General features: G+C 67.7%; 20 protein-coding genes and 1 riboswitch. Of the genes, 16 read left to right on the top strand and 4 right to left on the bottom strand.

What is annotated here, in order from left to right:
• Positions 1 to 350: 350 nt before the first annotated feature.
• Positions 351 to 1,817: a PLP-dependent aminotransferase family protein gene (locus FHT32_RS25675; RefSeq protein WP_176667415.1), complete on the top strand. Its 1,467-nt coding sequence runs from the start codon at positions 351 to 353 to the stop codon at positions 1,815 to 1,817.
• 416 nt (positions 1,818 to 2,233) lie between these two features.
• Here FHT32_RS25675 and FHT32_RS25670 read toward each other — a convergent pair whose 3' ends face one another.
• On the bottom strand, positions 2,234 to 2,506 hold the full coding sequence (locus FHT32_RS25670; RefSeq protein ID WP_176667414.1) for a hypothetical protein: 273 nt from the start codon (positions 2,504 to 2,506) through the stop codon (positions 2,234 to 2,236).
• A gap of 509 nt (positions 2,507 to 3,015) precedes the next feature.
• On the opposite strand from FHT32_RS25670, the gene FHT32_RS25665 reads away from it, so the two are divergent.
• The 5 genes from FHT32_RS25665 (at position 3,016) to arsC (ending at position 8,592) form a co-directional block, all read left to right on the top strand.
• Positions 3,016 to 4,107: a DNA glycosylase AlkZ-like family protein gene (locus FHT32_RS25665; RefSeq protein WP_176667413.1), complete on the top strand. Its 1,092-nt coding sequence runs from the start codon at positions 3,016 to 3,018 to the stop codon at positions 4,105 to 4,107.
• A 269-nt stretch (positions 4,108 to 4,376) separates the two neighbouring features.
• Positions 4,377 to 6,575 carry a TonB-dependent siderophore receptor gene (locus FHT32_RS25660; RefSeq protein WP_176667412.1) on the top strand — a complete coding sequence of 733 codons (2,199 nt, stop codon included), beginning with the start codon at positions 4,377 to 4,379 and terminating at the stop codon, positions 6,573 to 6,575.
• A 99-nt stretch (positions 6,576 to 6,674) separates the two neighbouring features.
• Positions 6,675 to 6,845: riboswitch (FMN riboswitch) on the top strand.
• 101 nt (positions 6,846 to 6,946) lie between these two features.
• Entirely contained in the window at positions 6,947 to 7,459 is a 513-nt protein-coding gene (locus tag FHT32_RS25655; RefSeq protein WP_176667411.1) for a 6,7-dimethyl-8-ribityllumazine synthase, read from the top strand.
• 40 nt (positions 7,460 to 7,499) lie between these two features.
• Positions 7,500 to 8,183, top strand: coding sequence for a glutathione S-transferase family protein (locus FHT32_RS25650; protein WP_176667410.1), 684 nt, complete (start codon positions 7,500 to 7,502; stop codon positions 8,181 to 8,183).
• 28 nt (positions 8,184 to 8,211) lie between these two features.
• On the top strand, positions 8,212 to 8,592 hold the full coding sequence (gene arsC / locus FHT32_RS25645; protein ID WP_176667409.1) for an arsenate reductase (glutaredoxin): 381 nt from the start codon (positions 8,212 to 8,214) through the stop codon (positions 8,590 to 8,592).
• A 4-nt stretch (positions 8,593 to 8,596) separates the two neighbouring features.
• Here arsC and queG read toward each other — a convergent pair whose 3' ends face one another.
• Entirely contained in the window at positions 8,597 to 9,670 is a 1,074-nt protein-coding gene (gene queG / locus FHT32_RS25640) for a tRNA epoxyqueuosine(34) reductase QueG (RefSeq protein WP_176667408.1), read from the bottom strand.
• Between queG and tsaE the strand changes: the two genes are divergently transcribed.
• The 3 genes from tsaE to FHT32_RS25625 all read left to right on the top strand — a co-directional run bounded on the left by tsaE (position 9,656) and on the right by FHT32_RS25625 (position 12,078).
• Entirely contained in the window at positions 9,656 to 10,162 is a 507-nt protein-coding gene (gene tsaE / locus FHT32_RS25635) for a tRNA (adenosine(37)-N6)-threonylcarbamoyltransferase complex ATPase subunit type 1 TsaE (RefSeq protein ID WP_176667407.1), read from the top strand. The two genes, queG and tsaE, sit on opposite strands and share 15 nt — an antisense overlap.
• Complete coding sequence (locus FHT32_RS25630) at positions 10,159 to 11,625, top strand: N-acetylmuramoyl-L-alanine amidase (protein ID WP_176667406.1); 1,467 nt, start codon at positions 10,159 to 10,161, stop codon at positions 11,623 to 11,625. Before tsaE ends, FHT32_RS25630 begins: the two co-directional genes overlap by 4 nt.
• Positions 11,626 to 11,790: 165 nt before the next feature.
• Positions 11,791 to 12,078 (top strand): glycine zipper domain-containing protein, encoded by a 288-nt coding sequence (locus FHT32_RS25625; RefSeq protein ID WP_176667405.1) that lies wholly within the window; start codon positions 11,791 to 11,793, stop codon positions 12,076 to 12,078.
• A gap of 91 nt (positions 12,079 to 12,169) precedes the next feature.
• Here the strand turns inward: FHT32_RS25625 and FHT32_RS25620 are convergent, their stop codons facing one another.
• Complete coding sequence (locus FHT32_RS25620) at positions 12,170 to 12,841, bottom strand: DedA family protein (protein WP_176667404.1); 672 nt, start codon at positions 12,839 to 12,841, stop codon at positions 12,170 to 12,172.
• A 48-nt stretch (positions 12,842 to 12,889) separates the two neighbouring features.
• Between FHT32_RS25620 and FHT32_RS25615 the strand changes: the two genes are divergently transcribed.
• The 5 genes from FHT32_RS25615 to FHT32_RS25595 all read left to right on the top strand — a co-directional run bounded on the left by FHT32_RS25615 (position 12,890) and on the right by FHT32_RS25595 (position 18,277).
• Positions 12,890 to 13,387, top strand: coding sequence for a GNAT family N-acetyltransferase (locus tag FHT32_RS25615; RefSeq protein WP_176667403.1), 498 nt, complete (start codon positions 12,890 to 12,892; stop codon positions 13,385 to 13,387).
• A 37-nt stretch (positions 13,388 to 13,424) separates the two neighbouring features.
• Positions 13,425 to 15,329, top strand: a complete 1,905-nt coding sequence (gene mutL / locus FHT32_RS25610) for a DNA mismatch repair endonuclease MutL (protein ID WP_176667402.1) — start codon at positions 13,425 to 13,427, stop codon at positions 15,327 to 15,329.
• A gap of 212 nt (positions 15,330 to 15,541) precedes the next feature.
• Entirely contained in the window at positions 15,542 to 16,522 is a 981-nt protein-coding gene (locus FHT32_RS25605; protein ID WP_176667401.1) for an alpha/beta hydrolase, read from the top strand.
• A 67-nt stretch (positions 16,523 to 16,589) separates the two neighbouring features.
• Positions 16,590 to 17,627: a tRNA (adenosine(37)-N6)-dimethylallyltransferase MiaA gene (gene miaA / locus FHT32_RS25600; RefSeq protein ID WP_176667400.1), complete on the top strand. Its 1,038-nt coding sequence runs from the start codon at positions 16,590 to 16,592 to the stop codon at positions 17,625 to 17,627.
• Positions 17,624 to 18,277: an ABC transporter ATP-binding protein gene (locus FHT32_RS25595; protein ID WP_176667399.1), complete on the top strand. Its 654-nt coding sequence runs from the start codon at positions 17,624 to 17,626 to the stop codon at positions 18,275 to 18,277. Before miaA ends, FHT32_RS25595 begins: the two co-directional genes overlap by 4 nt.
• Positions 18,278 to 18,284: 7 nt before the next feature.
• Here the strand turns inward: FHT32_RS25595 and FHT32_RS25590 are convergent, their stop codons facing one another.
• Positions 18,285 to 19,247 (bottom strand): threo-3-hydroxy-L-aspartate ammonia-lyase, encoded by a 963-nt coding sequence (locus FHT32_RS25590; RefSeq protein WP_176667398.1) that lies wholly within the window; start codon positions 19,245 to 19,247, stop codon positions 18,285 to 18,287.
• Between the two features lie 127 nt (positions 19,248 to 19,374).
• Between FHT32_RS25590 and FHT32_RS25585 the strand changes: the two genes are divergently transcribed.
• Together FHT32_RS25585 and FHT32_RS25580 are read left to right on the top strand one after the other, a co-directional pair.
• On the top strand, positions 19,375 to 20,082 hold the full coding sequence (locus FHT32_RS25585; RefSeq protein ID WP_176667397.1) for a GntR family transcriptional regulator: 708 nt from the start codon (positions 19,375 to 19,377) through the stop codon (positions 20,080 to 20,082).
• Entirely contained in the window at positions 20,079 to 20,954 is an 876-nt protein-coding gene (locus FHT32_RS25580; protein ID WP_176667396.1) for a phytanoyl-CoA dioxygenase family protein, read from the top strand. Before FHT32_RS25585 ends, FHT32_RS25580 begins: the two co-directional genes overlap by 4 nt.

Raw genomic sequence — 20,954 nt, 5'->3', positions numbered from 1 at the left:
GACATCAGGTGACAGACCGAGAAATGCCCGAGTGCGGCGAGTAGCTCAATAGACCGATGAAGAAACGGAAAGATTAATTAATTGGTTGATTAATCAATCCAACGAACGGTAGCGGTCAGCTAAATGGGCGTCTGCAAGACGCGTCGAAAGGCGGAGCAGTCCGCCTGCACACAGAAGCACTCTCATCGTGCTGTCGAGTGTTCATCTTGCAGGCTGATACGTACATAACCAGATCAGCTGAAAATCTCCGTATCAGATGCAAGGAGGCCGGTAGCCGCGTCGGGCAGGCCAACGTCTGATATGACAATCTCGGGAGCGGTCCAGAACGCCCGTATCAGAAAGAGATGCCCATGAACCGCTACGAGAAGCTTGCCGACAACATCGCCCAGCGTATTCGCGCGGGTAGCCTGAAGGCGAACGATCGCCTTCCCTCCGTGCGCGAACTGAAGTCGCAAATGGGCATCAGCGCGTCCACCGTGTTCTCTGCCTACTACCTGCTGGAGGCGCAGGGGCTTGTCGAAGCGCGGCAGCGGTCGGGATACTTCGTTCGAGCGGGGGCGGAAATGCCGACCAATGAACTCGCCGCCACCGAGCCTGTCCTCCGGTCCATGCCGGTCGACGTCTCGTCGCTTGTCTTTCAGGTCCTTGCGCAGGCTCGCGAGCGCGACATGGTCCCGCTCGGCTCGGCCTTTCCGTCGCCAGAGCTGTTTCCCTTCGAACAACTTGCCGCCGGCCTGACGCGAGCGCTCAAGCGGATGGATCCCTGGCAGACCGTCGAAGATTTGTCACCAGGAAACGCCCAATTACGCCATCAGATCTCCCTGCGTTACGGCAGCGTCGGAATGGATGTTCCCGCGTCTGAACTGGTCATCACCAGCGGGGCGATGGAGGCCCTCAATCTTGCGCTCGAATCGGTGACGCAGCCGGGCGACGTCGTGGCGATCGAAACGCCAACCTTTTATGGTGCGTTGCAGGCACTGGAACGGCGAGGTCTTCGCGCGGTCGAGGTCGAGACCCACCCGCGTACAGGCGTAGATCTCAGCTCTCTTGCTCGCGTGATCGACCAGCATCCGGTGAAGGCCTGCTGGTTCATGCCGACCTTCCAGAATCCAATGGGCTGCACCATGAGCGACGCAGCCAAGGAGCAACTGGTCAGCATGCTCACCACCCGCGCCATACCGCTGATCGAAGACGACGTGTATGGCGAACTCGCGCATGGGGCTCGGAGACCGCCACCAGCCAAGGCCTGGGACCGGGCTGGCTGGGTGCTGCACTGCAGTTCCTTCTCGAAATCCCTGGCACCCGGATATCGCATCGGTTGGGTAGCGGGCGGTCGCTTTGCAGCCACTTTGGGTCGGAACAAGTTGATGAGCTCGCTGGCGACGGCACTCCCCTCGCAACTGGCGTTGCAGGAGTACCTCCAACACAGGAGTTTTGATCGTCACCTGCGCGCCCTGCGACATTCGCTCAGCCGCCAGCAGGCTGCATGCTTGCGACTTATCGAACGATACTTTCCGACTGGAACGCGGGTCACGCGCCCCGAGGGTGGCTATTTCCTGTGGCTCGCGCTGCCAGAAGGCGTCGACTCGCTCGCACTGCACCAGGACGCTCTTCAGCTCGGCATAGGCGTAGCGCCGGGCCATTTGTTTTCAGCCGACCGCCGATACACCCGGCACCTGCGCATCAACTACGGGCATCTCGGCGACCCGCGCTTGGAAGGGGCTATAAGAAATCTTGGAGAACTCGCCGACGCGCAGCTTAAATCTACAGCCGGAAAATCGGGGCCGATCTTCGAGGAACGTTCGTCGAGACCCTAGTTGGCGTTAATGCAGGTCGAGGTCCGCTGCCTTCGACTGACTCTCAACGTCACGCGCGCCGCTTCTGTCCAGTCGTCGGCGCTTCGCCGCAAGATGGCACGAAGGCCCGAAGCGGTAGCCCCCACTTCTTGGCGACATGATCGAAGGCGTCGTGGACGACTGCGCCTTGCACGTTGCCGAGTGGCCAGTCGAGATTCGCGCGCCGCGAGGAGTCAGGCAGACGACCGTCAGGCACTAACTGCGCGAAGGCCTGCTGTCGCCGCGCACAGGGCCAGCCGGCGCGTCTCGGCCTTACCTGGAGTTCACCGAATCCGACCTGCGCCTGCTCTCGGCCATTCGGGCGGGCCAGGCTCTGGGCCTCTCACTCCAGGAAGCCTTCACGCAGGCCGCGAAATCCGCGGCCCGCAGACCGACCGCTACTCGCCGGTCTCAGGCGTCCCACGCCGCGCCTTCTCGCTCACCTGAAACAACTCCCCCGCCTTGCGCGCCATCTCGGCCGCAAGCCAAAGCAGATTGTTCAGTTGCCGAGGCCCATCCCCGCTGCACCAGTCGATCTCTTCACCATGGCAGACCCACAGGAGGGCTTCGAGCTGAGTGAGGGTGTTTTCAAGAAGATCCGCCGGGTCTTGTTGGGCGGTTTCTGCGGAAGCTACCGGCGTGCGAGGCCGGGCTATAGTCTTGGTAGCCATTTTTGTGCGGTCCTTCCAAGGTGTTGCACGAACTTGGTTAGACGGTCGGGGTGCTAGTAACACCCTGGCCGTCGCCTTTTGATACCTCGCATCTGCATCGCTGCTTTCGCACCGACGACCTGCCGCGAGGCAAGCAGCCTTCGAACATCTGGGTGACTTGAGTGGGTGGCGCCTTTCTGCACCCCTTGGCGGGGTGTTGAGTGACAGGGGCATTCACTCTAGAGAAGAACCCTGCAAGACACCGCTCCGCTCAGCAGGAAGTCGCCGAGACTGCCAACAAATGCAGCTTCCGCAATGCGCAGTGCGCGAGCCCCCGTGAGCCCATGCCGCAGCAGCGCAGAACGCTCACGCCGATGGGGTGCCTTGCGCAGCGAAATAAAGGAGGAGGCCGAAGGCCGGGGGACATTCGCGGAGCAAGGTACCCCGTCGGCGTGAGCAAGCCCCGAACAACAGCGCCAACAAACAAACCCAGCAAAGCGAAACCGCCCCGCCTGTGCTGCAATCCGCCGATGCCTGCCCCGACCCTCGACGACCTGCGCCACTACGCAGTGGCGCGCACCCTCTTCAAGCCCACGACGCTACCCGCCGCGATCCGCCTGCTCGGCTTCGTGCAGGCCGACCCGATCCGCGCTCCGGCGCGCGCGCAAGACCTGACGCTGCGCCATCGCGTGAAGGACTACCGCGCGGGCGATCTCGAAAGCCGCTACACGCGCCTCGCGGTCGAGGAAGACTGCCTCGTCAACTACGGCTTCCTGCCGCGCGAGCATCTGGCACTGATGCATCCGCGCGAGGCCAAGCAAGCATGGAACGCCGACACGCGGCGCAAGGCGGCCGACGTGCTCGCCTATGTGAAGGAGCATGGCCCGGTGCATCCGCGCCAGGTCGAGCAGCACTTCGCGCACGGCCGCATCAAGAACTACTGGGGTGGCTCCAGCAACGCGACCACGCACCTGCTCGACGGCATGCACTATCGCGGAATGCTGCGCGTGGTGCGGCGCGACAGCGGCACGCGCGTCTACGCGGCGGTGACGCACGTGCCCGCGGACGACAGCCCTGCCGGCCGCGCCCGGCGTGCTGCGGCGCTCATCGAACTGGTCGTGCGCAAGTACGCGCCGCTTCCTGCATCGAGCCTCACGTACCTCGTGCGCCTGCTCGGGTACGGTGCGCCGCATCTCTCGGCACAGACGCAGGCAGCGCTGCGCATCGCGCGCGAGGAACTCGCCAGCTGCAGCATCGACGGCACCACCTGGTTCTGGCCCGCCGACGAGAACCCGGCCTCGCGCCGCCACGCGCCCGACGACGCGGTGCGCCTGCTCGCGCCCTTCGACCCTGTCGTGTGGGACCGCCGCCGCTTCGAGCTGCTCTGGGGCTGGACCTACAAGTTCGAGGCCTACACGCCCGCGCCGAAGCGCCAGTTCGGCTACTACGCGCTGCCCATGCTGTGGCACGACCGCGTGATCGGCTGGGCCAACGTGAGCGCGCCGGAAGGAAAGCTGCAGCCGGCCTTCGGCTTCGCCGACAGGAAGCCTCGCGATGCGGCCTTTCGCGCAGCGCTCGACGAAGAACTGCAGCGCATGACGCAGTTTCTCGCCGGGCGTTGATGTCTTTCTTCCTATAATCCGCCCGCTCAGCCAGCCGCCCGCAACGGGCGCGCAAGCCGTCTTCGAAGGAACGAAGACCGCAGCCGCAACGGCTGCCCGCGACGACGCAACTAGAACCCACAAAACACACCGGCCGCCAGCCCGAAGCGAGCCGCCGGTTTGCGCTCGTCCGAACCGAATGGATCAGAGACGAGAAGCCATGGCGCGCCCGCATCCGGCGTGCGCCGCAGCCACTCCCCCCCAAACGCAGGACACAGGAGAAGCTGCACATGACATCGAAGAAGCATCGGCGCCCGGCTTGGCGCCCCACTTGGCGCATCACGCATACCCGCCGCGCCACGCTCGCGGCAACCGCCATGGCGCTGGGCGCCGCCCTACCGGCCTACGCCGAAGAAAAAGACGAATCCGCCGAGACCCGCAAGGCCCTGCCGACCATCACCGTGACCGGTGAATCGGTCGAAAGCGCCACCGGCCCCGTGACCGGCTTCGTCGCCCGGCGCGGCGGCACCGCCACCAAGACCGACACGCCGCTGATCGAGACGCCGCAGGCCATCTCGGTGGTCACGCGCGACCAGATGGAGGCGCAGGGCGCGCTCACGCTGCGCGAGACCACCAACTACACGGCGGGCGTGGTGTCGAGCTACTTCGACAGCCGCGTCGACTCGTTCAAGGTGCGCGGCGGCGACGCCATCCAGTACCTCGACGGGCTGCAGCGCAGCTACGGCACCTACAACACCACGCGCGCCGATCCGTACATGCTGGAGCGCGTCGAGCTGCTGCGCGGCCCCTCTTCCGTGCTCTACGGCCAGGGCGGCATCGGCGGCGTGCTGAACCTGGTGTCGAAGCGCCCGCAGGCCGAGCTGCAGCGCGAGGTGCAGGTGCAGCTGGGCAGCCACAACCGCAAGCAGGTCGCGGCCGACTTCACCGGGCCGCTGGACACCGAGGGCAAGTGGCTCTACCGCCTGGTGGCCGTCAACCGCGACAGCGGCACGCAGGTCGACCACGTGCCCGACGACCGCATCCTGCTCGCGCCCTCGCTCACCTGGCGTCCGAGCGCCGACACCTCGCTCACGCTGCAGGCGCTCTACCAGAAGGACAAGAGCGGCTCGCTGATCGGCTTCTTCCCTTGGCAGGGCACGCTGCTGCCATCGCTGTACGGCCAGATTCCCACCTCGACCTTCACTGGCGAGCCGGGCTTCGACCGCTACGACACGCGCAACACCTCGCTGGGCTACCTGTTCAGCCACCGCTTCAACGACACCTGGACCTTCAGGCAGAACCTGCGCTCCACCGAGAGCAAGGTGGTCTACAACTCCTCTTACACCAGCTTCACTGCCAACCGGCTCACCGGCCGCCCGGCGCGGCCGGTGTTCAATGCCGACCAGCGCACCATCGAGCGCGACCTGATCACACAGCTCAACGGCGGCAAGATGCTGCTGCTCGACAACCAGGCAGAGGCGCATTTCAAGACCGGCGCAGCCGAGCACACGCTGCTGGTCGGCGCGGACTTCCAGCGCAACGAGACCTCGCAGCTCACCGGCCGCGGCCGTGCGGGCGCGCTCGACGTGTATGCGCCGGTGTACGGCAACTACACGGCGCCCACCTTCCTCACGCGGCAGCCCGCGGTGCTGCAGAAGCAGGCCGGCATCTACCTGCAGGACCAGGTCAAGTACGGCCGCTGGATCGGCCTGCTGGGCCTGCGCCACGACAAGGCCACCACCGACACCGAAGGCCGCCCTGCCGCGGCGGTCGACGACAAGGCCACCACCAAGCGCGCCGGCCTCGTCTATCTGGCCGACGGCGGATGGGCGCCCTACCTGAGCTATGCCGAGTCGTTCCTGCCGCTGGGCGGCGTGGACGTGAACAACACGCCCTTCAAGCCCCAGCGCGGCAAGCAGTGGGAAGCCGGCGTGAAGTGGGAGCCCGAAGGGCAGCGCACCTCGTTCATGGCGGCGGTGTACGACCTGCGCGACACCAACCGCAAGACCACCGACCCGACCAACCCGCTCAACAGCATCCAGCTCGGCGAGGTACACGTGAAGGGTCTGGAGCTCGAATACAAGGGCAGCATCGGCCGCGACTGGGACTGGGTCGCCTCCTACGCCTACACCGACGCGCGCGTCTCGCGCAGCACCGGCTCCGACCTGGGCAAGCGCATTTCGGGCGTGCCGAAGCACACGGCCTCGGCCTGGCTGATGCGGCGCTTCTCGATCGGCGGCGTGCCCGGCTTCTCGCTGGGCGGCGGCGTGCGCTACATCGGCAAGTCATGGGACGGCATGGACGCCAACCCGGTGCCTGCGGTCACCCTGCTGGACGCGATGTTCGCCTGGGACAACGGCCCGCTGCGCCTGTCGCTCAACGTGGGCAACCTGACCGACAAGGTGCAGCTCACCACCTGCCTGGCCCGCGGCGACTGCTTCTACGGCCAGCGCCGTACCGTGACTGCGGCGGCCACGTATCGCTTCTGAAGAAAATCCCCGCCCGGGCGAAGGTCTGGCGCGGGGGCGACAGGCTCGTGCTGCAGGCGCCACCTAGAATCGCCCCCGCCGCGCGGTTCGCCGGGCGGCAAGCGTTCTCAGGGCGGGGTGAAACTCCCCACCGGCGGTGATGGCGGCGTCTTCCGGAAGGAAAAACCGCACAAGCCCGCGAGCGCCCGGAGCTTGCAACGAGCTTCGGGGTCAGCAGATTCGGTGCGATTCCGAAGCCGACGGTCACAGTCCGGATGAAAGAGAGCGCGAAATGCGGGTCTGCCCGCGCGTGAGGCTTTGGGCCTGCGCGCGAGCTGCCTTGCGGTTTCGTGCGCCCTGATTCAGGAAACCTGCTTTCTCAGAGGCACACCATGAGTCAGATCAACGACCTTCCCCTTTCCGCCGTCACCGCGTCGGGTTCGCCACGCGGCACGCGCATCGCATTCGTCGAGGCGCAATGGCATTCCGACATCGTCCACCAGGCGCGCGACGCCTTCCTCGAGGAGATGGACCGCCTCGGCGTGGCGCGCGATCTCATCGACATCTTCGACGTGCCGGGCGCCTTCGAGATTCCGCTGCACGCCAAGCGCCTCGCCAACTCGGGCAAGTACGCGGCCATCATCGGCTGCGCGCTGGTGGTGGACGGCGGCATCTACCGCCACGAGTTCGTGGCGAACACGGTGGTCAGCACGCTGATGTCGCTGCAGTTGGAAACCGACGTGCCGATCTTCTCGGCCGTGCTCACGCCGCACCACTTCCACGAGCACGTAGAGCATCGCAAGTACTTCCACCGCCACTTCGCGGTCAAGGGCACCGAAGTCGCCGAAGCCTGCTTCAAGACGCTCGAAGGCCTGAAGAAGGTGGACGCGCTTCTGGCCGCCTGACCTACGTGACAGCGGCGGCGGGCCTGCGTAACCTGCGCGGATGAGCACGCCATCCGCCTCCGCCCGCGAAGACCGCTACACCCTCTACGGCGCGCCCGGCTCGGGCGCCACACCCATCCACGCCGCGCTCACGCTGATCGGAGCGCAGGTGGAGGCCATCGACGTCGCCCCCTGGGAGGGCGAGGCCGAGCGCGAGCGGGTCGCCGGCGTCAACCCGATGCGGCAGGTGCCGGCGCTCGTGCTGCCTTCGGGCGAGGTGATGACCGAGAGCGCGGCCATCCTGATCTGGCTGGGCGACCGCTATCCCGAGGCCCAACTCTGCCCCGCGCCCGACGACCCGCTGCGTGCGCGCTACCTGCGCTGGATGGTCTACCTGCCGGCCGCCATCTATTCGATGTTCTGGGTGCGCGACGAGCCTTCGCGCCTCGTGCCCGACCCCGCCGCGCAGCCGGCGATGCTCGAACGCACGGCCGAGCGCATCGCGCATTGCTGGCAGCTGATGGATTCGCAGATCGACGAGCCCGCGCCCTACCTGCTGGGCGACAAGATCAGCATGCTCGACCTGTACGTGACAGTGATGTCGCGATGGACACCGCGCCGCAGGCGCTTCTATCGCGTGGCACCGCGCATGACGCAGGTGGTGCGCCGCGTCGATGCCGATCCGCGCCTGGCGGACTTCTGGGCGGCGCGCTTCCCGTTGTCGATGGGCGCGCAGGAAAGCTGAGCGGCGCCTGTTTTCTATCATCGGCACCATGACCGCACGCCCCCCCACCACCGTCTACCCGATGACGATCTACCACAAGCCCAACTGCAGCACGTCGCGCAACGTGCTGTCGTTGATCCGCGAAAGCGGCGTAGAGCCCGAGATCGTTCTCTATCTCGAAACACCGCCCTCGAAGAAGAAGCTGCGCGAGCTCTCCAAGGCCATGGGCATGGGCGCGCGCGACCTGCTGCGCACCAAGGAAGCGCCCTACGAAGAACTGAACATCGCCGATCCGAAATGGACCGACGACCAGATCTTCGACTTCATCGTGGAGCACCCGATCCTGCTGCAGCGGCCCATCGTGGTGTCGCCGCGCGGCACGCTGATGTGCCGGCCGTGGGAGCGGGTGCGCGAGATCCTGCCGGCCTGAGGCCTCAGCCCGCAGGGTCCTGCGCGAGGCCCCAGGCGACGTGCTCGCGCACCAGCTCGCTCGGGTGCTCGGCACGCGTCGCCAGCGCTTCCTTCGCACCGCCCTCGCCCGAACGCACCGCATTGCCCAGCGCCACCGCGATGTTGCGCAGCCAGCGCTCGTGGCCGATGCGGCGGATCGGGCTGCCTTCGGTGCGGCGAAGGAAGTCGTCCTCGGTCCACGCGAACAGGTCGGCCAGCGTGCGGCCGGTGAGTTCCTCGCGCGCGTCGAAGTCGGGCAGCGTGCTCTTCTTGGCGAACTTGTTCCAGGGGCAGATCAGCTGGCAGTCGTCGCAGCCGTAGATGCGGTTGGCCATCAGCGGACGCAGTTCGACCGGGATGGAGCCGCCGTGCTCGATGGTGAGGTACGAGATGCAGCGCCGGGCATCGAGCCTCTTCGGCGCCACGATGGCCTGCGTCGGGCACACGTCGATGCAGGCGCTGCAGCTGCCGCAGTGCGCGGTGACGGGCTCGCTGGGCGGCAGCTCCATGTCGACGTAGATCTCGCCCAGGAAGAACATCGAGCCCGCGTCGCGGTCGAGCACCAGCGTGTGCTTGCCGCGCCAGCCCTGGCCGCTGCGGGAGGCCAGCTCGGCCTCGAGCACGGGGGCCGAATCGGTGAAGGCGCGGTGGCCGAAGGGGCCGACCTCCGCGGCGATGCGCTCGGCCAGCTTCGCGAGACGGTTGCGCAGCACCTTGTGATAGTCGCGGCCCCGTGCGTAGACCGAGACGATGGCCTCGCCGGGGCGCTTCAGCCGGTCGAATTCGATGGCCTGCCACTCGGGCTCGGTGCTGCGCGGCAGGTAGTCCATGCGCGCCGTGATCACGCTCACAGTGCCCGGCACCAGCTCGGCCGGACGCGCGCGGCGCGTGCCGTGCGTTTCCATGTATTGCATCTCGCCATGGAACCCATGGGCCAGCCATTGCATCAGACCGGCCTCGGCGCTCGATAGATCGACGCCCGCGATTCCGATTTGGGAGAATCCGAGTTCCCGGGCCAAGGCCTGAATACGCACAACGAGTGGATGGCTGACGATCACTTGCCGATTGTAGAAACGCACAAGAGCACCCGCAGCCTGCGCTGGTGCAGCGAAGCCGACACCGATGCCTTCGCGCGGGCGCTGGCCGCGGCCCCCCAATTGCGCGACGCATTCATCGAACTGCATGGCGACCTCGGCGCCGGCAAGACCACTTTCGTACGCCACCTGCTTCGTGCCCTGGGCATCGCCGGGCGCATCAAGAGCCCCACCTACGCGGTGGTCGAGCCCCACGAGGCGCCCGACGGGCTGCAGATCTTCCATTTCGACTTCTATCGCTTCGCCGATCCGCGCGAATGGGACGACGCCGGCTTCCGCGACATCTTCGCCGGGCCGGGGCTCAAGCTGGCCGAATGGCCGGACAACGCCGCGGGCCGCACACCAATTGCCGACCTCGCTATTAAAATAGAAGCAATGACTGACGACACACGCAGCGTGACTCTCCTCGCGAACACCGCTCGCGGCAGCGATCTGCTGGCGCGCATCGCCGCATGAAGGCGGGCGGCCTGAAACGGCGCGTGCTGCTGCAGGGCGGCAGCATCGCGCTGATGCTCGGCGTGCACCAGATCGCGCGCGGAGCCAGCATCCTCGCAGTGCGCGTGTGGCCCGCCGCCGACTACACGCGCGTGACGATCGAATCCGACGCTCGCCTGAACTCGCAGCAGCTCGTGGTGGGCAGCCCGCCGCGGCTCGCGGTCGACATCGAGGGCATCGATCTCAACCCCGAACTGCGCGAGCTCGTCGGCAAGATCAAGCCTGGCGACCCGTACATCAACGGGCTGCGCGTCGGGCAGAACGCGCCGAAGGTGGTGCGCATCGTGTTCGACCTGAAGCAGGCCGTGGTGCCGCAGGTGTTCTCGCTCGCGCCCGTGGCCGCGTACAAGCACCGGCTGGTGCTCGACCTGTACCCCGAGCAGGCGGTGGACCCGATGGAAGCGCTGATCGCCGAGCGCCTGCGCGACGCGCCGCGCACTTCGGGCGGCGGCTCCGCGATCGCCGTCGCCCCGCCGGCAACCGCGCCGGCGCCGGCCACGGACCCGCTGGGCGACCTGATGGCACAGCAGTCGATGCGGCCCGGCCCGCAATCGCCGCCTCCCGCCGCAGCGGCCGGCAACGACAGGCCCGTGACGCCACCGCCTCCCGTGGTGGCCGCCGCGCCGGCCAGGCCCCCTGCGCCGTCCGCACCGACCGTGCAGCCCCCGCCACCGGTTGCCGCCACCGCCAATCGCACCGACCGCATCATCATCGTGGCGCTCGACCCCGGCCACGGCGGCGAAGACCCCGGCGCCATCGGCCCCAACGGCACGCGCGAGAAAGACATCGTGCTGCAGGTGGCACACCGCCTGCGCCAGCGCATCAACGCGAGCAGTGTGAACGGCAGCCCGATGCGCGCCTTCCTCACGCGCGACGCCGACTTCTTCGTGCCGCTGGGCGTGCGCGTGCAGAAGGCGCGGCGCGTGCAGGCCGACCTCTTCGTGAGCATCCACGCCGACGCCTTCACCACGCCCGCCGCACGCGGCGCCAGCGTGTTCGCGCTGAGCCAGAGCGGCGCTTCCAGCAGCGCCGCGCGCTGGCTCGCCAACAAGGAGAACGACGCCGACCGCGTCGGTGGCGTGAACGTGGGCAACCACGAGGCCCAGGTGCAGCGCGCGCTGCTCGACATGAGCACCACCGCGCAGATCAACGACAGCCTGAAGCTCGGCGGCGCGATGCTCGGCGAGATCAAGGGCATCGGCGCGCGGCTGCACAAGGGCCAGGTCGAGCAGGCCGGCTTCGCGGTGCTGAAGGCGCCCGACATTCCGAGCGTGCTGGTGGAAACCGCCTTCATCAGCAACCCGGAAGAAGAAGCGAACCTGCGCCGCGTCGACTACCAGGAGAACCTGGCCGATGCGCTGATGCGCGGCATCCAGCGCTACTTCGCGCAGAACCCGCCGCTGGCGCGCAGCAGGCAGCTGTAGTTCCACGTTTCCACGCCTTGGCTTTCCGTGTAAAGCCAAAGCGTGCACTCCTGTCCCACGCCGGACGCCCCAGGAGAGCGCACAGGCACGTGCGGCAGGTTCCTACACGGCATGGGCCCGCCTGTTGGTGATGATGAAGCATCACTTCCTCGAAAGGTGGACATCATGAACACACGTCTTTGGATCGCTGCTGCTGCAGCCACTTCGGCCCTGACGATCGCGGGTTGCGCAAGCGGCCCCAATCAGAACCTCGGCACCGGCGTGGGCGCGGTGGGCGGCGCGCTGGTGGGCAATGCCATTGGCGGCAACACCGCGAGCACGGTGGGTGGCGCGGCCATCGGCGGCATCATCGGCAACCAGGTCGGCCGCAACGCCGACGAGCGCAACTACTACAACCAGCAGCGCTATCCGCGTGGCAGCGGCTACTACCCGGGCAACGGCCCGAACTACTGAGGCATCCGGGATGCGGCCTGAACGCTGAACGGGCCTGAATGAAAAAGCGCGCCTGGGGCGCGCTTTTTCGTTGCTCGATGAGATCGGAAGATCAGGCCTGCGAAGCCTGCTGCGCCTCGCGCGCCTTCTCGGCCTTGGAGGCTTTCCAGGCACCATAGATGGCCAGGAGGCCTGGCACGAAGATCAGCGCCCAGATGATCTTGTCGAGGTGCTGGCGTACGAACGGCAGGTTGCCGAAGAAGTAGCCGGCGGTGGCGATGCCGAGCACCCAGATCAATGCACCCACCACGTTGAACATCGTGAACTTCGCGCGGCTCATCTCGGCCACGCCCGCCACGAAGGGCGCGAAGGTGCGGATGAAGGGCATGAAGCGCGCGAGGATGATGGTGATGCCGCCGTAGCGCTCGTAGAACGAATGGGCCTGGTCGAAGGCCTTGCGGTTGAAGAAGCGGGAGTTCTCCCACTGGAACACCTTCGGCCCGAAGTAGCGGCCGATGGAGTAGTTGCACTGGTCGCCCAGGATCGCGGCCGCGATCAGTATTGCGCAGGCGAGCGGATAGTTCATGAGCCCCGCGCCGCACAGCGCGCCGACGATGAAGAGCAAGGAGTCGCCGGGCAGGAACGGCATCACCACCGCGCCGGTTTCCACGAAGACGATGAGGAACAGCAAGGCGTAGACCCAGGGGCCGTAGGCAATGACGAAGGCCTCGAGGTGTTTGTCGACGTGAAGAATGAAGTCGACGAGAAAGCTGATGATTTCCATGGGCGCGGATTATCCTTGCTCGCCCCACACGCCCCCGCGAATCACCCCATGCTGCACATACGCGCCGCCACCGAGCTTGACTGGCCCGCCATCTGGTCGGTGCTCGAGCCGACCTTTCGCCGCGGAGATACCTACACCTATCCCCCCGACGTGACCGAAGAGCAGGCGCGCGACTTGTGGATGAAAGTACCCACGGCAACTTTCGTCGCCTGCAACGATGAAGGCGCGGTGCTCGGCACCTACGTCATCCGCCCCAACCAGCCCGGCCAGGGCTCGCACGTAAGCAATTGCGGTTACGTGGTATCCGATGCGGCGCGCGGCATGGGCGTGGCATCGGCGCTGTGCGAACACTCGCAGCAGGAGGCCCTGCGCATGGGCTTTCGCGCGATGCAGTTCAACTTCGTCGTGTCCACCAACGAAGGCGCTGTGCGCCTGTGGCGCAAGATGGGCTTCGCGATCGTCGGCACGCTGCCTGGGGCGTTCAGGCATCCACGGCATGGTTTCGTGGATGCGTACGTGATGTTCAAGCAGTTGCAGCAGCCCTGAGCCGACGCCCCGGAACCCGCGCTTTTAGAATGCCCCGGTGAGCGCCCTCCCCACCTCCATCACCCCCGCACAACGCCGCCCCATCCGCGAACTCCCCGACGAGCTGATCAGCCAGATTGCCGCCGGTGAAGTCGTCGAGCGCCCGGCCTCGGTGGTGCGGGAGCTGCTGGACAACGCGCTCGATGCGGGCGCGAGCCAGATCACGGTGCGGCTGGCCTCGGGCGGCGTGCGGCTGATCTCGGTGGAAGACGACGGCCTGGGCATTCCGCGCGAAGAACTCACCGTGGCGCTGCGGCGCCACGCCACCAGCAAGATCGCCAGCCTCGTCGACCTGGAGACGGTCGGCACGATGGGCTTTCGCGGCGAGGCGCTGGCGGCCATCAATTCGATTGCCGAGCTCAGCATTCTTTCGCGCTTCGCCGGTTCCGACACCGCCTTCGCGCTCGACGGCCGCACCGGCGAGCTGCGGCCGGTAGCGCGCTCCACCGGCACCACGGTCGAGGTGCGCGAGCTGTTCTTCGCGACGCCGGCGCGCCGCAAGTTCCTGAAAACCGACGCCACCGAGCTGGCCCATTGCATCGAGGCGGTGCGCCGCCATGCGCTGGCACGGCCCGAGGTGGGCTTCTCGATCTGGCACGACGGCAAGCTGGTCGAGCAATGGCGCGCCGCCTCCACGCGCGAGCAGCGGCTGGCCGATGCGCTGAGCGACGAGTTCGTGGCGCAGAGCGTGGCGGTCGACCGCGAAGGCGGCCCGGTGCGCGTGGTCGGCCGCGCGGGCATTCCCGACGCGGCCCGCTCGCGCGGCGACCAGCAGTTCTTCTACGTCAACGGCCGCTTCGTGCGCGACAAGGTGCTGTCGCATGCGGTGCGCAGCGCGTATGAAGACGTGCTGCACGGCCAGCGCCAGCCCGTCTACGCGCTGTACCTCGAGATCGATCCGTCGCGGGTCGACGTGAACGTGCACCCGACCAAGATCGAAGTGCGCTTTCGCGACGGACGCGAGGTGCACCAGGCGGTGCGCCACGCCGTGGAAGACGCGCTGGCGGCCCCGCGTGCCGGCGACGCGGTAGCGCCATCGGGCGCCCCGCAGCCTTTCTTCAAGCCGGCGCCCCTGCCGTCGAACGCCGGCTGGGCCCAGCCGGCCATGGATTTCACGCCGCGCGAGCAGCGTGGCACCGGCGACTTCGAGGCCATGTGGCCCCAGCGCAGCGGCGATCAGGTTCCGCTGCACGCGGCGGAGCCCGCCGCGCCGCCGCCCTGGCCCGCCGCGAGCGCGGCCCCGGCAGGCTTCCAGGCGCCGGCCGGCCTGCCCCTGGCGCCGAACGCCGGTGCGCAATCCATCGCCACCAATGACGAAGCCTGGCCGCTCGGCCGCGCGCTGGCCCAGCTGCAGGGCATCTACATCCTGGCCGAGAACAGCCAGGGCCTGGTGATCGTCGACATGCACGCGGCGCACGAGCGCATCGTCTACGAACGCCTGAAGACCCAGCTCGACGGCGCGACCATAAGCAGCCAGCCGCTGCTGATTCCGGCCACTTTCGCGGCCACGCCGCAGGAAGTGGCCACGGCGGAGGCCTGTGCCGAGGTGCTGCCCACGCTGGGCCTGGAAATTACGCCCTTCTCGGCGCGCACGCTCGCGGTGCGCGCCGTGCCCGGAACGCTGGCGGACGGCGATCCGGTCGAGCTGGCGCGCAGCGTGCTTGCCGAACTGGGCCAGCACGACGCGAGCACCGTCGTGCAGCGCGCCCAGAACGAGCTGCTGTCCACCATGGCCTGCCACGGGGCGGTGCGGGCCAACCGCAAGCTCACCATCGACGAGATGAACGCCCTCCTGCGCCAGATGGAGGAGACGGAGCGTTCGGACCAGTGCAACCACGGCCGGCCGACCTGGCGCCAGCTTTCGGTGCGCGAGCTCGACTCGCTCTTCATGCGTGGCCGATAAACGGGGTTGATGGGGCCAATCAGCGGTTTTCGGACTTTTTAGGCCTTTTTTCTAGGGTTTTCCTCAGTCGGCGGAAGCGTGGGCACATACGTTGCATGTGTTCTGTAAAGCGCCGGTTGAGCGCTGTTTCGGGGAGTTACCTTGATGCTGTGTCGGCGCATCAAGGTGAAAGCAGGTGAACTTTCGAGCCGACTTCGCTGTCCCTCAACCCCATGATGAAACGCTGGACCCTCCTCGCGTCTGTCCTCTCGCTGTGTGCCCTGCTCGCCGCCGGTTGCTCGACGCTCGACGAGCAGCAGCGCGAATGGATCTTCCAGCCCAGCGACCGCAGCTGGGGCAACACCGCCTCCATGACCCAGGGCATGGAGGACGTCTGGATCGACTTCCAGTCCTCCATTACCGGCGAGCCGGCGCGGCTGCACGGCCTGTGGCTGGGCGGCGCGCCCGAGACCACCGCCACGCCGGTGCTGCTGTATCTGCATGGTGCCCGCTACAACGTGGCCGGCTCGGCACCGCGCATCCAGCGCATGCACGAGCTGGGCTTTTCCGTCCTGGCCATCGACTATCGCGGCTTCGGGAAGAGTTCCAAGGGCCTGCCCTCGGAGGAATCGGCCCGCGAGGACGCCCGCGCCGCCTGGACCTGGCTGGCCGCGCGCCACCCGAAGCAGCACCGTTACATCTTCGGCCACTCGCTGGGCGGCGCCATCGGCATCGATCTGGCGGCGCACGTCAACGACGAGAGCGGCACCATCGTGGAGAGCACCTTCACCTCCATCGCCGACGTGGTCAGCGGCTTCAAGTGGGGCTGGCTGCCTTTCAGCCCGCTCATCACGCAGCGCTTCGAGGCGATCAACAAGGTCAAGGACATCGGTGCACCGCTGCTGGTGGTGCACGGCACCGCCGACAGCCTCATCAACCCGACGCTGGGCCGCAAGCTGTACGACGCGGCCACCGTGCCGAAGATGTTCGTGCTGGTCGAGGGCGGCTCGCACCACAACACCAACTCCATCGGCGAGGCGCAGTACCGCGCGGCGCTGACGCAGCTTTTCCGCATGAAGCCGGAGAACATGGTCGCCAGCAACGCCGGCGTGCAGCGGCCGACACCGCGCCTGGCGCCGCCGACGGCCGGCGGCACGCTCACCCCGCAGGACGTGAGCGGCAAGCTGGAGCAGCCGGTGCCCTCGGCGATCTGACCCGGGGCCACGCCACCAAGCCCCGGCATCCGGCCGGGCTCGCGCCATTTGCTACGCTCGGCGCACCATGTCTCCCAGTTCCGAGGCGGCCACGAAGGCCGCAAAGGCCGCCACGGCGGCATCTCCCGACGCCGCTCCCCACTCGAATCCCCCGCGCTACGTCGCACTCGCAGGCCCGACCGCCTCGGGCAAGACGGCCGCCGCGCTGGCGCTCGCACGCCTGCTGCCGGTGGAGATCGTCTCGGTCGATTCGGCACTGGTCTACCGCGGCATGGACATCGGCACCGCCAAGCCCACGCCCGCCGAGCAAGCCGCCGTGCCGCATCACCTGATCGACATCCTCGATCCGCGCGAGAGCTACAGCGCCGCCGCTTTCGTGGCCGATGCGACGCGGCTCATCGATGAGATCCGCTCGCGCGGCGCGCTGCCGCTGCTGGTGGGCGGCACCATGCTGTATTTCAAGGCGCTGTTCGACGGCATCGACGCCATGCCCGCGGCCGACGCCGCGGTGCGCGCGCGCATCGACGCCGACGCGGCCGCGCTCGGCTGGCCCGCCATGCACGCGCGGCTCGCGCAGGTCGATCCGGTCACGGCCGCGCGGCTGGCGCCGCAGGACAGCCAGCGCATCCAGCGCGCGCTCGAAGTGTGGGAAAGCAGTGGTCAGCCGTTGTCGAGCTTTCACGCGAGGGACAACAAGACCACTAGCGCGGTCGAAGGCGGCATGCTCTTTTCGCTCGAGCCCACCGACCGCGCCTGGCTGCACGGGCGCATTGCCGAGCGATTCGACGCCATGCTCGCCACCGGTTTCCTCGACGAGGTGCGCGCCCTGCGCGCGCGCGGCGATCTTTCGACCGACCTGCCCTCGATGCGCTGCGTCGGCTATCGGCAGGCCTGGGAAACGCTCGATGCGGCCGGCAGCGCGGCGCCCGACGCCAGGGCCATGGCCGACCTGCGCGAGCGCGGCATCGCCGCCACGCGCCAGCTCGCCAAGCGGCAGATCACCTGGCTGCGCAGCATGCCGCAGCGCACCGTGATCGCCTGCGACGCACCCGATGCGGTGCAGGCCGCCGTTCAACTCATGGCAAAGGCCGTCGCTCCCAGATGACGCTTCGCATTTCAAACCTCGGCAAGCACTACGGCGATGCGCCTGTCTTCGAGAACGTGACGCTCACCGTCGAGCCCGGCGAGTTCGTCGCCATCGTGGGCGAATCGGGCGTGGGCAAATCCACACTGCTCAACTGCATGGCCGGCCTCGACAGCTGGGACCAGGGCACGGTGACGCACGACGGCACCGACATCGGCGCGCTCGACGGCGAGGCCTGCGCGCTCTGGCGGCGGCGCCACGTCGGCTTCGTATTCCAGGCCTTCCACGTGCTGCCGCACCTGGACGTGGCGCAGAACGTGGCGCTGCCGCTGATGCTGCTGGGGCAGCAGAAGGAGAACGAAGAGCGCATTGCGCACATGCTCGAGGCGGTGGGCCTGCCCGGCATGGGTGCGCGGCTGCCGCAGACGCTCTCGGGCGGGCAGCTGCAGCGCGTGGCCATTGCGCGTGCACTGGTGCATCGCCCCGCCCTGCTGCTGGCCGACGAACCCACGGGCAACCTCGACCCGACCACCGCGGCGAAGGTGATGGAACTGCTCATCGGCCAGACCCGCGAGCACGGTGCGTCGCTGGTACTGGTGACGCACTCCGAAAGCGCGGCGGCCCGCGCGGACCGCCTGCTGCATCTGACGGCCGGCGGTATCCGCGCCTGAGGCTTGACTACTGCGGCGCGATCAGCGCCGCGAAGCGCGACAGGTCGACGTTGCCGCCGCTGATCAGCACGCCCACACGCTGGCCTGCGATGGCCTTGCCCGCCGCGATCGCGCCGGCGAAAGCGAGACAGCCGGTGGGCTCCACCACCATCTTCATGCGCTCCGCAAAGAAGCGCATCGCGTCGACGAGCTGCTCGTCGGTGACGGTGAAGATGTCGTCCACGTCGCGGCGGATGATGCCGAAGGTGTATTCGCCCAGGTGCTGCGTCTGCGCGCCGTCGGCGATGGTCTTCGGGGTCTCGATGTGCACGATCTTCCCCGCGCGGAACGACTGCTGGCCGTCGTTGCCGGCCTCGGGCTCCACGCCGTAGACCTTGCACTGCGGCGACAGCGCGCGCGCCGACAGCGCCGAGCCCGAGAGCAGCCCGCCGCCGCCGAGGCACACGAACAGATGGTCGAGCGGGCCGGTTTCCTCGATCAGCTCCTTCACCGCGGTGCCCTGGCCGGTGAGCACGTCGGGATGGTCGTAGGGCGGGATCATCGTCATGCCGCGCTCCTGCGCGAGCTTCCTGGTCAGCGCCTCGCGGTCTTCGGTGAAGCGGTCGTACATCACGACCTCGGCGCCGTAGCCCTTGGTGGCCGCGACCTTGGCGGCCGGCGCGTCCTTGGGCATCACGATGACGGCGGGCATCTGCAGCAGGCGCGCCGACAGCGCGATGGCCTGCGCATGGTTGCCCGACGAGAAGGCGATCACGCCGCCCTTGCGCTGCGCGGCATCGAACTTCGAAAGCGCGTTGAAGGCGCCGCGGAACTTGAAGGCGCCCATGCGCTGGAAGTTCTCGCACTTGAAGAAGAACTCGGCGCCCCAGCGCTCGTTGGCGGTGGTGGAGCGCAGCACCGGCGTGCGGTGGGCGTGGCCTTCGAGCCGCGCGGCCGCGGCGATGACGTCGTCGTAGGTGGGTAGTTGCATGGGGTCGAGCTTAGCGGCGGCTTCCGCTCTTTTGCAGCCCCGATGGGTAAAAACCCGCTATCCGTGGCGGCCCCGAACTTCGTACTCTGTATACAGAGTTCAAAGAACCCGGCGCAAGGAGACAACCATGCCCGCCCAGCTCGTCAGCATCGAGGTCGCACCCGACCTCGTCGACCAGGTCTACCGCGCCCTGCTCGGCGCCATCAGCAGCGGCACGCTCGCACCCGGCGAGCGCATCACGCAGGAAGACATCGCGCAGCGCCTCTCGGTGTCGCGCCAGCCGGTGCTGCAGGCGCTGCGGCTGCTGAAGAAGGACGGCTTCGTGCTCGACGCGCCCGGCCGCGGCGTGCTGGTGGCCCCGCTGGAAGCGGAGGCGATGCGCAAGGTCTACCAGGTGCGCGGCGCGCTCGATGCCCTGGCCGCGCGGCTGGCGGCGCGGCAGCGCTTTCGCATCGACCCGAAGCTCATCGAACGCGGCCGGCGCGCCGCGCGCGGGCGCAACGTGGAAGCGATGATCGATGCCGACGTGGCCTTCCACCAGGCCATCTACGAAGCGTCGGGCAATCCGCTGATCGCACAGAGCGCCGATCCGCACTGGCGCCACCTGCGCCGCGCGATGGGCGCGGTGCTGCAGGCCGAGCCGCAGCGCGAGACGCTGTGGGACGAGCACGAGGCCATCGCCGAAGCCATCGCGGCAGGCAACGCCGACCGCGCCGCGCGCCTGAGCGAGGAACACGTCTCGCGGGCCAGCGAGGCATTGAGCGAGCGGCTGCTGGCACGTGCCGCATCCGCCGACACCGCCATCACCCCCAGGCAAAAAGGAGACAAGGCATGAAGCTCACCCCCGAGCAGCGCGCGCAGTTTGAGCGCGACGGCTATCTGTTCTTCCCCGGCCACTTCTCGGCCGAAGAAACCAAGGTGCTGACCGACGCGGTGCCCGATCTCTACGCGAAGCGCGAGGCCTTCAACGTGCGCGAGAAAGGCTCCGATGCCGTGCGCACGAACTTCGCCGCGCACCTCGTGAGCGAGCCCTTCGCACGGCTCGCGCGCCACCCGCGCATGGTCGAGCCGGTGGTCGATCTCTTCGGCGAGGAGGTCTACATGCACCAGTTCAAGATCAACGGGAAGATGGCCTTCGAAGGCGATGTGTGGCAGTGGCACCAGGACTACGGCACCTGGCTCAACGACGACCTGATGCCCACCGAGCGCGCGATGAACGTCGCGATCTTTCTCGACGACGTGAACGAGCACAACGGCCCGCTGATGTTCATCCCGGGCAGCCACCGCAAGGGCGTGGTCGACGCGAAGCACGACCTCACCACCACCAGCTACCCGCTGTGGACCGTCGACAACGACCTGATCCGCCAGCTGGTGGAGCGCGCCGGCGGCAGGCAGGGCGGCATCGTCTCGCCCAAGGGCCCGGCGGGCTCGATGATCCTGTTCCACAGCTGCCTGGTGCATGCCTCTGGCAGCAACCTCTCGCCCTTCAACCGCGTGGCGGTGTACCTGAGCCTGTGCGCCGTCAGCAACCACATCCGCCGCCACAAACGGCCCGAGTACATCGCGCACCGCGACTTCACGCCCATCGAGCTGCTGCCCGACGACTGCCTGCTGAATCCCTACCCGGTGGATGTGCCGTGGAAGAACGGCCTGCCCCAAAGCGCCCTGCGCACCTCGCCCGACGTGCTCGACACGGTGGAGGCCTGA

The organism is Variovorax sp. SG517, assembly GCF_013376045.1.
Lineage (GTDB): Bacteria > Pseudomonadota > Gammaproteobacteria > Burkholderiales > Burkholderiaceae_C > Variovorax.
This window is presented reverse-complemented; position numbering and strand designations above follow the sequence as displayed.

What these genes read in the sequence shown, in the direction of transcription:
- FHT32_RS25675 (WP_176667415.1), top strand. Translation starts at nt 351, where the DNA reads ATGAACCGCTACGAGAAGCTTGCCGACAACATCGCCCAGCGTATTCGC.
- FHT32_RS25670 (WP_176667414.1), bottom strand. Translation starts at nt 2,506, where the DNA reads ATGGCTACCAAGACTATAGCCCGGCCTCGCACGCCGGTAGCTTCCGCA.
- FHT32_RS25665 (WP_176667413.1), top strand. Translation starts at nt 3,016, where the DNA reads ATGCCTGCCCCGACCCTCGACGACCTGCGCCACTACGCAGTGGCGCGC.
- FHT32_RS25660 (WP_176667412.1), top strand. Translation starts at nt 4,377, where the DNA reads ATGACATCGAAGAAGCATCGGCGCCCGGCTTGGCGCCCCACTTGGCGC.
- FHT32_RS25655 (WP_176667411.1), top strand. Translation starts at nt 6,947, where the DNA reads ATGAGTCAGATCAACGACCTTCCCCTTTCCGCCGTCACCGCGTCGGGT.
- FHT32_RS25650 (WP_176667410.1), top strand. Translation starts at nt 7,500, where the DNA reads ATGAGCACGCCATCCGCCTCCGCCCGCGAAGACCGCTACACCCTCTAC.
- arsC (WP_176667409.1), top strand. Translation starts at nt 8,212, where the DNA reads ATGACCGCACGCCCCCCCACCACCGTCTACCCGATGACGATCTACCAC.
- tsaE (WP_176667407.1), top strand. Translation starts at nt 9,656, where the DNA reads ATGGCTGACGATCACTTGCCGATTGTAGAAACGCACAAGAGCACCCGC.
- FHT32_RS25630 (WP_176667406.1), top strand. Translation starts at nt 10,159, where the DNA reads ATGAAGGCGGGCGGCCTGAAACGGCGCGTGCTGCTGCAGGGCGGCAGC.
- FHT32_RS25625 (WP_176667405.1), top strand. Translation starts at nt 11,791, where the DNA reads ATGAACACACGTCTTTGGATCGCTGCTGCTGCAGCCACTTCGGCCCTG.
- FHT32_RS25620 (WP_176667404.1), bottom strand. Translation starts at nt 12,841, where the DNA reads ATGGAAATCATCAGCTTTCTCGTCGACTTCATTCTTCACGTCGACAAA.
- FHT32_RS25615 (WP_176667403.1), top strand. Translation starts at nt 12,890, where the DNA reads ATGCTGCACATACGCGCCGCCACCGAGCTTGACTGGCCCGCCATCTGG.
- FHT32_RS25605 (WP_176667401.1), top strand. Translation starts at nt 15,542, where the DNA reads ATGATGAAACGCTGGACCCTCCTCGCGTCTGTCCTCTCGCTGTGTGCC.
- miaA (WP_176667400.1), top strand. Translation starts at nt 16,590, where the DNA reads ATGTCTCCCAGTTCCGAGGCGGCCACGAAGGCCGCAAAGGCCGCCACG.
- FHT32_RS25595 (WP_176667399.1), top strand. Translation starts at nt 17,624, where the DNA reads ATGACGCTTCGCATTTCAAACCTCGGCAAGCACTACGGCGATGCGCCT.
- FHT32_RS25590 (WP_176667398.1), bottom strand. Translation starts at nt 19,247, where the DNA reads ATGCAACTACCCACCTACGACGACGTCATCGCCGCGGCCGCGCGGCTC.
- FHT32_RS25585 (WP_176667397.1), top strand. Translation starts at nt 19,375, where the DNA reads ATGCCCGCCCAGCTCGTCAGCATCGAGGTCGCACCCGACCTCGTCGAC.
- FHT32_RS25580 (WP_176667396.1), top strand. Translation starts at nt 20,079, where the DNA reads ATGAAGCTCACCCCCGAGCAGCGCGCGCAGTTTGAGCGCGACGGCTAT.